Below are 12,476 nucleotides of genomic sequence, written 5' to 3'. Positions count from 1 at the left end.
AGGCGTCATCACCCGCAAGGAGCTAAGCATGGCGAAGAAAATCGTCGGCTTTATCAAGCTGCAAGTCCCAGCTGGTAAGGCAAACCCATCCCCTCCAATCGGTCCAGCGCTGGGTCAGCGCGGTCTGAACATCATGGAATTCTGCAAGGCGTTCAACGCCCAGACACAGGGTCTGGAACCCGGTCTGCCAATTCCTGTGGTGATCACCGCTTTTGCTGACAAGAGCTTCACGTTCATCATGAAGACTCCTCCAGCAACCATCCTGATCAAAAAGGCTGCTGGTATCAAATCCGGTTCTGCACGTCCTAACGTGGATAAAGTCGGTACGCTGACCCGCGCTCAGGCTGAAGAAATCGCCAAGACCAAACAACCCGACCTGACCGCTGCCGATCTGGACGCCGCTGTGCGTACCATCGCTGGTAGCGCTCGCAGCATGGGCATCAACGTTGAAGGGGTGGTGTAAGTCATGGCTAAAGTAAGCAAACGCGCAGCCGCTATTGCTGCCAAGATCGACCGCAACAAGTTCTACCCTGTGGCCGAAGCTCTGGCCCTGGTGAAAGATACTGCCACTGCCAAGTTCGACGAATCCATCGATATCGCTGTTCAGCTGGGCATCGATCCTCGTAAGTCCGACCAACTGGTCCGTGGCTCCGTGGTTCTGCCTGCTGGTACCGGTAAAACCGTGCGTGTTGCCGTTTTCGCCCAAGGCGAAAAAGCCGACGCCGCTCGTGAAGCTGGTGCTGACATCGTTGGTCTGGACGACCTGGCTGAGCAAATCAAAGCCGGTCAAATGGACTTTGACGTTGTGATCGCTTCGCCTGACACCATGCGTGTTGTCGGTACCCTGGGTCAGGTTCTGGGTCCTCGCGGCCTGATGCCAAACCCCAAGGTTGGTACTGTGACTCCTGACGTTGCTACGGCTGTTAAGAACGCCAAGGCTGGTCAAGTTCAATACCGTACCGACAAGGCCGGTATCATTCACAGCACCATTGGTCGCGCTTCGTTCAACGTTGAACAGCTGCAGACCAACCTGGTTGCCCTGGTTGACGCCTTGAACAAGGCTCGTCCAGCCGCTGCCAAGGGTGTTTACCTGCGCAAGGTTGCCGTGTCCTCCACCATGGGTGGCGGTGCACGTGTTGAAATTGCATCTCTGACTGTTTAATCAACAGTTAGAAAAAAAGAACTTTGGGCTGTGATCCTGTTTACAGGGTCACTGCTGTCAAAGACCGTTGGAGCAGTTGGCTGACTTGTCATCTCACTGCTTAATCGGGGCAGAACGTCCCATCCAACGTAGACGGCGCCCGTGGAAGAATTCGTTATAGAACTCGTCCAGGTGCGCCGCATTCGGTTGATGTTGGGAAGCCTTCCCGACATCGTTTGAAGGAGTGTTCAACCGTGAGTCTCAATCGTGAAGAGAAAGCGGTAGTCATCGAAGAAGTCACTGCCGAACTGGCAAAGGCCCAATCGATCATTATCGCCGAGTACCGTGGTCTGGACGTCGCTTCTGCTACCGTATTGCGCAAAAAAGCGCGTGAGTCTGGCGTCTACCTGCGTGTGTTGAAAAACACCCTGGTTCGTCGTTCGTTGGCAGGTACCTCGTTTGACGGTATCTCCAGCCAGCTCGTGGGTCCTCTGATGTACGCCATCAGTGAAGATCCCGTTGCTGCGGCGAAAGTCGTTGCAGATTTTGCCAAGACCAATGACAAATTGGTCATCATGGGCGGTGCGCTGCCCAATAGCGTTCTGAATGCTGATGGTGTTAAGGCTCTGGCCACAATGCCCTCGCGCGAAGAATTGCTGGCGAAACTGCTGGGCACCATGCAAGCACCTATCGCTACTTTTGTGCGTACGCTTAACGAAGTTCCCACCAAGTTTGTTCGCGGCCTGGCGGCTGTGCGCGATCAGAAAGAAGCTGCGTAAGCAGTTTTCCTTCAGGAAACTTCGTCGTTGCGAACGACAACCAAACCTGGCATTTACCTAATATCTGGAGTTCTTAAAAATGGCTACTAAAGCTGAAATCCTTGACGCCATCGGCGCAATGTCCGTGCTCGAACTGTCCGAGCTGATCAAAGAAATGGAAGAAAAATTCGGTGTGTCGGCTGCTGCCGCCGCTGTTGCTGTTGCAGCTCCTGCTGCTGGTGGCGCTGCTGCTGCCGCTGAAGAGCAAACTGAATTCACCGTGTTCCTGGCTGACGTTGGCGCAAACAAAGTTAGCGTCATTAAAGTCGTGCGCGAAATCACCGGTCTGGGCCTGAAAGAAGCCAAAGACCTGGTTGACGGTGCTCCTAAGGCTGTTAAAGAAGGCTTGTCCAAAGCTGATGCTGAAGACGCTCAGAAGAAGCTGGAAGAAGCTGGCGCCAAGATCGAGCTCAAGTAAGAGTATCGATAGATGCCCGGGAATGCGTTTCAAGCCTTCCCGGGCTTTTGCGTTTCCAGAAAACCCATGATTTTTAATTAGTATTGTAGAAAGTCGGGTTTTTTAGAGTCGTAAACCAGGGCCGTGGTTGACGGTCCGTGTAACCCTTGAGTCGGAGTGCTCATGCCTTATTCGTACACCGAAAAAAAGCGCATACGCAAGAGCTTCGCCAAACGTGAAGACGTACAGCAGGTTCCTTACCTGTTGGCTACCCAGCTGCATTCTTTCAGAACCTTCTTGCAGAAGGACACGCTGCCTTCTCAGCGTAAGGTTGAAGGCTTGCAGGAAGCTTTCAGTTCCATATTTCCAATAGTAAGCCATAACCAAATGGCGCGGCTAGAGTTCGTGAGCTATACGCTCGGCGAGCCGGTGTTCGACGTCAAAGAGTGTCAACTTCGTGGTTTGACCTATGCTTCCCCCTTGCGGGCGAAGGTTCGTCTGGTCCTCATGGACCGCGAGGTGAGCAAGCCTACCGTCAAGGAAGTAAAAGAGCAAGAAGTCTACATGGGCGAAATGCCCCTGATGACTGATAACGGCTCTTTTGTGATCAACGGTACCGAACGAGTCATCGTTTCCCAGCTGCACCGTTCCCCCGGCGTGTTCTTTGAACACGATCGCGGTAAAACGCACAGCTCGGGCAAGTTGCTGTTCTCGGCTCGCGTGATTCCTTACCGTGGTTCCTGGCTGGACTTCGAGTTCGATCCCAAGGACATTCTGTTCTTCCGTATCGACCGTCGTCGCAAGATGCCTGTGACTATCTTGCTGAAGGCCATTGGCCTGACGCCAGAACAGATCCTGGCCCACTTCTTCGAGTTCGATCACATCGAACTGCATCAGGAAGGTGGCAAGCTGCAATTCGTTCCAGAACACTGGAAGGGCGAGGTTGCCCGTTTCGACATTACCGACCGTGATGGTCGCGTACTGGTTGAAAAGGACAAGCGTATCAATGCCAAGCATTTGCGCGACCTGCAAGCAGCCAAGATCGAATACATTTCCATCCCGGAAGATTTCCTTCTGGGTCGTGTGCTGGCCAAGAACATCATCAACGCCGAAACCGGCGAGGTGATTGCCAACGCCAACGACGAAATTACCGAATCCATTCTGGCCGAAATGCGCGCAGCCAATGTGCGTGATTTCGAGACCCTGTACGTCAACGAACTGGATCAGGGCGGCTTTATCTCCCTGACCCTGCGCACGGACGAAACAGCGGATTCCAATGCTGCCCGCATCGCGATCTATCGCATGATGCGTCCCGGCGAGCCACCAACCGAAGAAGCGGTTGAGGCTTTGTTCAACCGTCTGTTCTACAGCGAAGAGTCCTACGACTTGTCGCGCGTGGGTCGCATGAAGGTGAACAGCCGTCTGGGCCGTGGTGACAGCATTGAAGGTCCCATGACCCTGACCGACGAAGACATTCTGGACACCATTCAGGTGCTGGTGAATCTGCGTAACGGCCGCGGTCAGATCGATGATATCGATCACCTGGGTAACCGTCGTGTCCGTTGCGTGGGCGAATTGGCTGAAAACCAGTTCCGCGCCGGTCTGGTGCGTGTGGAACGTGCCGTCAAGGAACGTCTGGGCCAAGCCGAGACCGAAAACCTGATGCCGCACGATCTGATCAACTCCAAGCCCATCTCTGCGGCTGTCAAGGAGTTCTTCGGTTCCAGCCAGCTGTCGCAATTTATGGACCAAACCAACCCGCTGTCCGAGATCACGCACAAGCGTCGTGTTTCGGCACTGGGCCCTGGTGGTCTGACTCGTGAACGTGCGGGCTTTGAGGTGCGCGACGTGCACCCAACCCACTACGGTCGCGTGTGCCCAATTGAAACGCCTGAAGGTCCAAACATTGGTCTGATCAACTCCATGGCGCTGTACGCTCGTCTGAACGAGTACGGTTTCCTGGAAACGCCTTACCGCAAGATTGTTGACGGCAAGGTCAGTGAACAGATCGATTACCTGTCGGCTATTGAAGAAAGCAATTACGTCATCGCTCAGGCTAACGCCGAGTTGACCGAAGACGGTGCCTTTGCGGACGATCTGGTTGCCTGCCGTGAAGCTGGCGAAACCATGATGACTGCGCCAGAGAACATCCATTACATGGACGTTGCTCCTTCGCAGATCGTGTCTGTGGCTGCTTCGCTGATTCCGTTCCTGGAGCACGATGACGCCAACCGAGCACTGATGGGCGCCAACATGCAGCGTCAGGCAGTTCCGTGCCTGCGCCCTGAGAAGCCTTTGGTCGGTACCGGTATCGAACGTACTGTGGCTGTTGACTCGGGTACCACCGTACAGGCCCGTCGTGGCGGTGTGGTTGTAGACGTTGACGCACAGCGCGTGGTTATTCGCGTGCACGATGACGAGAACGTGGCTGGCGAGGTCGGTGTAGATATCTACAACATGACCAAGTACACCCGTTCCAACCAGAACACCAACATCAACCAGCGTCCTATCGTCAAACGTGGCGATATCGTGGCTCGTGGTGACGTGCTGGCTGACGGCGCATCGACTGACCTGGGCGAATTGGCTCTGGGTCAGAACATGCTGATCGCCTTCATGCCCTGGAACGGCTACAACTTCGAGGACTCGATTCTGATCTCCGAGAAGGTCGTGGCTGACGATCGCTACACGTCGGTTCACATCGAAGAGTTGACGGTTGTTGCCCGTGACACGAAGCTGGGACCTGAGGATATCACCCGCGATATCAGCAACCTGTCCGAAATTCAGCTGAACCGTCTGGACGATTCCGGCATTGTGTACATCGGCGCCGAAGTGCGTGCCGACGACGTGCTGGTCGGTAAAGTGACACCCAAGGGTGAAACCCAGCTGACGCCGGAAGAAAAGCTGCTGCGCGCCATTTTTGGTGAAAAAGCCTCTGACGTTAAAGACACCTCCCTGCGCGTGCCTTCGGGCATGGTCGGTACGGTGATCGACGTTCAAGTCTTTACCCGTGAAGGTATCGAGCGTGACAAGCGTGCTCAGTCCATCATTGATGATGAACTGCGTCGCTACCGTCAGGACCTGAACGACCAGCTGCAAATCGTTGAAGACGACGCCTTTGACCGTGCCTTGAAGTTCCTGGTCGGCAAAACCGTTAACGGTGGTCCACGCAAGCTGCCCAAGGGCACCGAGCTGACTGCTGATTACCTGAACGATCTGGATCGCTGGCAGTGGTTCGACATCCGTCTGGCAGACGAGCAACACGCACTGGTGCTGGAGCACACCAAGGAATCCTTGGAGCAAAAGCGTCACCAGTTCGACTTGGCTTTTGAAGAAAAGCGCAAGAAGCTCACTCAAGGCGACGAGCTGCCTCCTGGCGTGCTGAAGATGGTCAAGGTTTACCTGGCTGTGAAGCGTCGTCTGCAGCCTGGTGACAAGATGGCTGGCCGTCACGGTAACAAGGGTGTGGTTTCCCGCATCGTTCCCGTGGAAGACATGCCGCACATGGCTGACGGTACCCCTGTGGACATCGTTCTGAACCCGCTGGGCGTGCCTTCGCGTATGAACGTGGGTCAGGTTCTGGAAGTTCACCTGGGTTGGGCTGCCAAAGGTATTGGCCACCGCATCAACGACATGATGCAAGAAGAAAAGAACGTGCAGGTTTCCGAACTGCGCGCGTTCCTGGACAAGGTCTACAACACTGCCGGCAAGAAGACTCGCATCAACGAGTTGACTGACGACGAAGTGATGAACATGGCCACCAACTTGCAGAAAGGTCTGCCATTGGCTACGCCAGTGTTCGACGGTGCAACCGAGCAGGAAATCGACCAGATGTTGCGTCTGGCCTACCCTGACGATATCGCCGAGAAACTGCAGCTGGCACCACACCGCACGCAGGTTCGCCTGTTTGACGGTCGTACCGGCGAAGCCTTTGAGCGTATGGTCACCGTAGGCTACATGCACTACCTGAAGCTGCATCACCTGGTCGATGACAAGATGCACGCTCGTTCGACAGGTCCGTACTCCCTGGTTACTCAGCAGCCGCTGGGTGGTAAGGCGCAGTTCGGTGGTCAGCGTTTCGGGGAGATGGAAGTCTGGGCGCTGGAAGCGTATGGCGCCGCCTACACCCTGCAGGAAATGCTCACGGTTAAATCCGACGACATCGCCGGCCGTACCAAGGTCTACGAGAATATTGTCAAGGGTGACCACGTGATCGACGCCGGTATGCCGGAGTCCTTTAACGTTCTGGTCAAGGAAATCCGTTCCTTGTCCCTGGACATGGATTTGGAGCGTAAATAATGAAAGCGCTACTCGATCTCTTTAAACAAGTCACTCAGGACGAGCAGTTCGATGCCATCAAGATCGGCATCGCCTCGCCCGAGAAAATCCGGTCCTGGTCTTTCGGTGAAGTCCGCAAGCCAGAGACCATCAACTATCGCACGTTCAAACCCGAGCGCGATGGTCTGTTCTGCGCCAAGATTTTTGGTCCCATCAAGGACTACGAATGTCTGTGCGGCAAGTACAAGCGCCTGAAGCACCGTGGCGTCATCTGCGAGAAGTGTGGCGTTGAAGTCACCGTCTCCAAGGTGCGTCGCGAGCGCATGGGTCACATTGAACTGGCCTGCCCGGTTGCTCACATCTGGTTCCTGAAGAGCCTGCCATCCCGTCTGGGCATGGTGCTGGACATGACCCTGCGTGACATCGAGCGCGTGCTGTACTTTGAAGCATGGTGCGTAATCGAACCTGGCATGACCCCGCTCAAGCGCGGTCAGATCATGTCCGACGACGATTTCCTGGCCAAGACTGAAGAGTACGGTGACGACTTCCACGCCCTGATGGGCGCGGAAGCGGTGCGCGAACTGCTGCGTACGATCGACATCGATCGCGAAGTCGAGCGCCTGCGTGCCGAACTGAAAGCCACCGGCTCGGATGCCAAGATCAAGAAGATCTCCAAGCGTCTGAAAGTGCTGGAAGGCTTCCAGAAATCCGGCATCAAGCCAGACTGGATGATCATGGAAGTGCTGCCCGTGCTGCCACCGGACCTGCGTCCGCTGGTACCGCTGGACGGCGGCCGCTTTGCGACTTCCGATCTGAACGATCTGTACCGCCGCGTTATCAACCGTAATAACCGTTTGAAGCGTCTGCTGGAACTGAAGGCACCGGACATCATCTTGCGCAACGAAAAACGTATGCTGCAAGAGTCCGTGGACTCCTTGCTGGATAACGGTCGTCGCGGTAAGGCCATGACCGGCGCCAACAAGCGTCAACTGAAGTCCCTGGCCGACATGATCAAGGGCAAGAGCGGTCGTTTCCGTCAGAACCTGCTGGGCAAGCGCGTGGACTACTCCGGTCGTTCCGTGATTGTGGTGGGTCCTCAGTTGAAGCTGCACCAGTGCGGTCTGCCCAAGCTGATGGCGTTGGAGCTGTTCAAGCCTTTCATCTTCAACCGTCTGGAATTGATGGGTCTGGCTACGACCATCAAGGCAGCCAAGAAGTTGGTGGAAAGCCAGGAACCGGTGGTGTGGGACATCCTCGAAGAGGTGATCCGCGAGCATCCCGTGATGCTGAACCGTGCGCCTACGCTGCACCGTTTGGGTATTCAGGCTTTTGAACCGGTCCTGATTGAAGGTAAAGCGATTCAGCTGCACCCCCTGGTGTGTGCCGCCTTTAACGCTGACTTTGACGGTGACCAGATGGCCGTTCACGTGCCGCTGTCGCTGGAAGCCCAGCTGGAAGCGCGCACTTTGATGCTGGCCTCCAACAACGTGCTGTTCCCCGCCAACGGCGAACCATCCATCGTTCCTTCCCAGGATATCGTGTTGGGTCTGTACTATGCGACCCGCGAACTGGTAAACGGCAAGGGCGAAGGCTTGTTCATGGCCGACGTGGCTGAAGTTCAGCGCGCCTACGACAACAAGGAAGTCGAGCTGCAAACTCGTCTGACCGTCCGTATCGAAGAATTCGAGAAGGGCGAAGACGGTGAGTGGGTCAAGACCATCAAGCGTTACGAAACGACTGCTGGCCGTGCCTTGCTGTCCGAAATTTTGCCCAAGGGCATGCCTTTCACCGCACTGAACCGTGCGTTGAAGAAGAAAGAAATTTCGCGTCTGATCAACCAGTCCTTCCGTCGCTGCGGCCTGCGTGCCACCGTGATTTTTGCCGACAAGTTGATGCAGTCCGGTTTCCGTCTGGCAACTCGTGGTGGTATTTCCATCGCCATGAATGACATGGTTGTGCCTGTCGTCAAGGAAAGCATCCTGGCTCAGGCTAGCAACGAAGTTAAAGAAATTGACAAGCAGTACTCCTCGGGTCTGGTGACCGCTCAGGAACGCTACAACAACGTAGTGGATATCTGGGGCAAAGCCGGTGACCGCGTGGGTAAGGCCATGATGGAGCAACTGGCTTCCGAGCCAGTGACCAACCGTTTTGGTGAAGAAGTACGTCAAGAGTCCTTCAACTCCATCTACATGATGGCGGACTCCGGTGCTCGTGGTTCGGCTGCACAGATTCGTCAGCTGGCTGGTATGCGTGGTCTGATGGCCAAGCCTGATGGCTCCATTATTGAAACGCCTATTACCGCGAACTTCCGTGAAGGTCTGAACGTACTGCAGTACTTTATTTCGACTCACGGTGCTCGTAAGGGTCTGGCCGATACGGCGTTGAAGACGGCTAACTCCGGTTACCTGACTCGTCGTCTGGTCGACGTGACTCAAGATCTGGTCATTACCGAAGACGATTGCGGTACCAAGGGCGGCTACACCATGAAAGCCATCCTGGATGGTGGTGAGGTTATCGAGCCCCTGCGCGATCTGATTCTGGGCCGTGTGGCCTCGACTGACATCGTCAACCCTGACAATCAGGAACTGGTTATCCCCGCCGGCACCTTGCTGAACGAGGACCTGGTCGACCTGATCGACAATCTGGGTATTGATGAAGTCAAGATCCGCACTCCGCTGACTTGCGAAACCCGTCACGGCTTGTGCGCAAGCTGCTACGGTCGCGATCTGGGCCGCGGTATGCTGGTTAACCGTGGTGAAGCCATCGGTGTTATCGCTGCTCAGTCCATCGGTGAACCGGGTACCCAGCTGACCATGCGTACGTTCCACATTGGTGGTGCGGCTTCGCGTGCAGCGCTGGCAAGCTCGGTGGAAACCAAGACGGCTGGTACGGTCGGTTTTGAAATTGGTCTGCGTTATGTGACCAACGCCAAGGGCGAACGCGTTGCGATCTCCCGTTCCGGTGAAATCGTTATTTTTGACGACAACCGTCGTGAACGTGAACGCCACAAAGTGCCTTACGGTGCCACCATTACGGTGGGCGATGGTGAAGCCATCAAGGCTGGCCAGCGTCTGGCAAGCTGGGATCCGCTGACCCGTCCTATCGTGTCCGAGTACACCGGTACCGTTCGCTTCGAGAACATCGAAGAAGGCGTGACCGTGGCTCGTCAGGTGGACGAAGTGACCGGTCTGTCGACTCTGGTTGTGATCACTCCCAAGACACGTGGTGGCAAGATCACCATGCGTCCTCAGATCAAGCTGCTGAACGAGCAAGGTCAGGAGATCAAGATCGCTGGTACCGATCACATGGTCAATATCTCCTTCCCGGTGGGCGCGCTGATTACCGTTCGCGACGGTCAGCAAGTGTCCGTGGGTGAGATTCTGGCGCGTATTCCTCAGGAATCGCAAAAGACTCGAGACATTACCGGTGGTCTGCCACGTGTGGCCGAACTGTTCGAAGCTCGTTCGCCCAAGGACGCCGGCCTGCTGGCCGAAGTTACAGGTACGGTTTCCTTCGGTAAGGACACCAAGGGCAAACAGCGTCTGGTCATTACCGACCTGGACGGCGTCAGCCACGAGTTCCTGATTCCGAAGGAAAAACAGGTTCTGGCTCACGACGGTCAAGTGGTGAACAAGGGCGAGATGATTGTGGACGGCCCAGCCGATCCGCACGACATCCTGCGCTTGAAGGGTATCGAGAAGCTGGCCAACTACATTGTTAACGAAGTGCAGGACGTTTACCGTCTGCAGGGTGTGAAGATCAACGACAAGCACATTGAAGTGATTGTTCGTCAGATGCTGCGCCGCGTGAACATTGTGGATGCCGGTGATACCAACTTCATCACGGGTGAACAGGTTGAACGCTCCGAATTGCTGAACGAGAACGATCGCGTTCTGGCCGAGAACGGTATTCCAGCTACGTACGAAAACGTGCTGCTGGGTATTACCAAGGCCTCGCTGTCGACCGACTCCTTCATCTCGGCGGCTTCCTTCCAGGAAACCACCCGCGTGTTGACCGAAGCGGCCATCATGGGCAAAACCGACGATCTGCGTGGTCTGAAAGAAAACGTGATCGTGGGTCGTCTGATTCCTGCTGGTACCGGTATGGCCTTCCATTCCGCCCGCAAGGAAAAAGAAGCCTTTGAAGTGGCAGAGCGCAAAGCAGCCCGTGAACTGGAAAACCCGTTTGCATCGGCTCCTGAGCCTTCGGAAGATCCGGTCTTTGTGTCCGGTGCCTCCGAACCCGAGCAGCAACCTGCAGCCCCAGAGGGCGATCAGGAATAAGCAAGACTTAGTGGTTCCCCACCCTGCTTATCCAGGGTGGGCCGCTACCTTCAGGTAGTCGGTTAAAACCAGATAGTTCGAGTTAAAAAAAATCCCCACATGGCCAGGCCACGTGGGGATTTTTTATGGCCGTCTGGCGGCTACAAGCGGATGCGCTTAGCTACCCAGCTTGATTTCGCCAGTCATGATGCTCCAGTGACCTGGGAAGGAGCAGAAGAATGCGTAGTCTTCGCCTTCTTTCAGCTTGGAGACGTCAAAGGTTACGGAGGTGCTTTCGCCACCGCCAACCACGTCAGTGTGAGCGATCACGCGTTCGTCACCGGCTTTAACGTAGTTGTTGTCCAGACCGGCTTTCATGCCATCGGTAGCAACAGCGCTTTCATCGGCTTTCTTCGAGATAACGACGTTGTGGCCCATGGCTGCTTTAGGCAGCTTGCCAGTGTGTTTCAGGTTGATTGTGAATTCCTTGCATGTCTTGTCAACAACGATGCTCTTGGTGTTGAACTGCATGGAGTCATTGCCTTCGATGGTAACGTCGCAAGCAGCAAAAGCAGGCACGCTGGCCAATCCAAGAACGGCTGTGAAAGCGATTTTGGCAAACATTCTAGTAACTCCTTGAAAACTGACAAAAAAAGGAACGGGACACGGGGGGTGTTGTTCCGTTCTTACAGCATAGACTGTAGCGCACTCAAGGTGCTTAACAAAACAAAGACCCGGACTATTTTACCGGCTTATACCGCCGCGTCCGAGACCGTAAATGATTTGTTTTCCCATCGTTTGATGTGGCTCTAACAGCCTCACTCTATCACCTTCAGGTAGCTTGACGGCGGTGCAGATCAGGTTTCACTTTTCGGGATGTTTAGTTTGTGACCAAGTGTTGAGCCACGTTGAAGAGGGCGGCAGCGGCAATCAGGCACAACAGCAGGCCACAGAGTTGTTCAATACGTGGCAAGTGCTTTTGTATACGCTGCTGCCAAAGCGGGTGCCCGATCAGAACGGTGATGAACAAGTCCCAGAGCAGAACAATTAAAAACATCCACAGACCCAGCAAGATGTGCAGGCCGGTGCCAGCGCGGCTGCTGGCCAGTACGGAGGCCAGGCTGGCGTAAAACAAGGCGTTCTTGGGATTCAGCAGCCCAGAGAGCAGACCAAGCAGAGCGTGATGCCACCAGCCACCTGTAGAGGCTTCAGAGGCCTTGATCCTTTGCCCAGCAGTGTGGTGGGCTACCTGCAGGAACGTCACGCCCAAGTACAGTAAATACAGTCCTCCAGCGCCCTGTAGCAGCACAAAGAGAGGGCTGCCAGTGCTTATCCGGGCAAAGCCCGTTAGTGCCAGGCTGATGTACAGGCCATTGGCCAGGGCGACACCGGCACACGCTCCGCTTGCGACCCAGCGTCCATGGGCCAGGGTGCTGCGGGCGATCAGGAAAAAATCGGGGCCGGGGGAAAGCAGGGCCAGGAAATGGGTGCTGGCGATCAGCAAGAACAAGGACACGGCGGTACGTCCAGGAGCAAAACTGCAGTGTGACCAGAAGCGTGGGTGCCGTATTGAATAAAAGTGC

8 protein-coding genes are annotated in these 12,476 nt (G+C 55.4%); 6 read left to right on the top strand and 2 right to left on the bottom strand.

Annotation, left to right across the window (positions count from 1 at the left end):
- The first annotated feature begins 28 nt into the window (after nucleotides 1–28).
- The 6 genes from rplK to rpoC all read left to right on the top strand — a co-directional run bounded on the left by rplK (nucleotide 29) and on the right by rpoC (nucleotide 10,914).
- A complete protein-coding gene (gene rplK, locus ACLPGZ_RS09255) occupies nucleotides 29–463 on the top strand; it encodes a 50S ribosomal protein L11 (protein ID WP_009464323.1) in 435 nt (144 codons plus the stop codon).
- Between the two features lie 3 nt (nucleotides 464–466).
- Nucleotides 467–1,162 carry a 50S ribosomal protein L1 gene (gene rplA, locus ACLPGZ_RS09250; protein ID WP_026484874.1) on the top strand — a complete coding sequence of 232 codons (696 nt, stop codon included), beginning with the start codon at nucleotides 467–469 and terminating at the stop codon, nucleotides 1,160–1,162.
- A gap of 233 nt (nucleotides 1,163–1,395) precedes the next feature.
- Complete coding sequence (gene rplJ / locus ACLPGZ_RS09245) at nucleotides 1,396–1,920, top strand: 50S ribosomal protein L10 (RefSeq protein WP_009464320.1); 525 nt, start codon at nucleotides 1,396–1,398, stop codon at nucleotides 1,918–1,920.
- A 79-nt stretch (nucleotides 1,921–1,999) separates the two neighbouring features.
- Nucleotides 2,000–2,377 carry a 50S ribosomal protein L7/L12 gene (gene rplL, locus ACLPGZ_RS09240; protein WP_003800851.1) on the top strand — a complete coding sequence of 126 codons (378 nt, stop codon included), beginning with the start codon at nucleotides 2,000–2,002 and terminating at the stop codon, nucleotides 2,375–2,377.
- Nucleotides 2,378–2,539: 162 nt separating this feature from the next.
- The gene (gene rpoB, locus ACLPGZ_RS09235; protein WP_022983337.1) at nucleotides 2,540–6,652 is read left to right on the top strand and encodes a DNA-directed RNA polymerase subunit beta; all 4,113 of its coding nucleotides are present in this window, start codon (nucleotides 2,540–2,542) and stop codon (nucleotides 6,650–6,652) included.
- The gene (rpoC, locus tag ACLPGZ_RS09230; protein ID WP_035269553.1) at nucleotides 6,652–10,914 is read left to right on the top strand and encodes a DNA-directed RNA polymerase subunit beta'; all 4,263 of its coding nucleotides are present in this window, start codon (nucleotides 6,652–6,654) and stop codon (nucleotides 10,912–10,914) included. Before rpoB ends, rpoC begins: the two co-directional genes overlap by 1 nt.
- Before the next feature lie 156 nt (nucleotides 10,915–11,070).
- Here rpoC and azu read toward each other — a convergent pair whose 3' ends face one another.
- Both azu and ACLPGZ_RS09220 read right to left on the bottom strand, forming a co-directional pair.
- Nucleotides 11,071–11,517 carry an azurin gene (gene azu, locus ACLPGZ_RS09225; RefSeq protein WP_035269554.1) on the bottom strand — a complete coding sequence of 149 codons (447 nt, stop codon included), beginning with the start codon at nucleotides 11,515–11,517 and terminating at the stop codon, nucleotides 11,071–11,073.
- Nucleotides 11,518–11,773: 256 nt separating this feature from the next.
- Nucleotides 11,774–12,409, bottom strand: a complete 636-nt coding sequence (locus ACLPGZ_RS09220; protein WP_035269556.1) for a LysE family translocator — start codon at nucleotides 12,407–12,409, stop codon at nucleotides 11,774–11,776.
- Nucleotides 12,410–12,476 lie beyond the last annotated feature (67 nt).

It is taken from the genome of Alcaligenes sp. Me129 (assembly GCF_050487245.1).
GTDB classification, from domain to species: Bacteria; Pseudomonadota; Gammaproteobacteria; order Burkholderiales; family Burkholderiaceae_B; genus Alcaligenes; species Alcaligenes phenolicus.
The sequence above is the reverse complement of the archived record's forward strand: the minus strand, read 5'-3'. Positions and strand labels throughout refer to the sequence as shown.

Coding starts and splice junctions, on each gene's coding strand:
- rplK (WP_009464323.1), top strand. CDS start 29: ATGGCGAAGAAAATCGTCGGCTTTATCAAGCTGCAAGTCCCAGCTGGT.
- rplA (WP_026484874.1), top strand. CDS start 467: ATGGCTAAAGTAAGCAAACGCGCAGCCGCTATTGCTGCCAAGATCGAC.
- rplL (WP_003800851.1), top strand. CDS start 2,000: ATGGCTACTAAAGCTGAAATCCTTGACGCCATCGGCGCAATGTCCGTG.
- rpoB (WP_022983337.1), top strand. CDS start 2,540: ATGCCTTATTCGTACACCGAAAAAAAGCGCATACGCAAGAGCTTCGCC.
- rpoC (WP_035269553.1), top strand. CDS start 6,652: ATGAAAGCGCTACTCGATCTCTTTAAACAAGTCACTCAGGACGAGCAG.
- azu (WP_035269554.1), bottom strand. CDS start 11,517: ATGTTTGCCAAAATCGCTTTCACAGCCGTTCTTGGATTGGCCAGCGTG.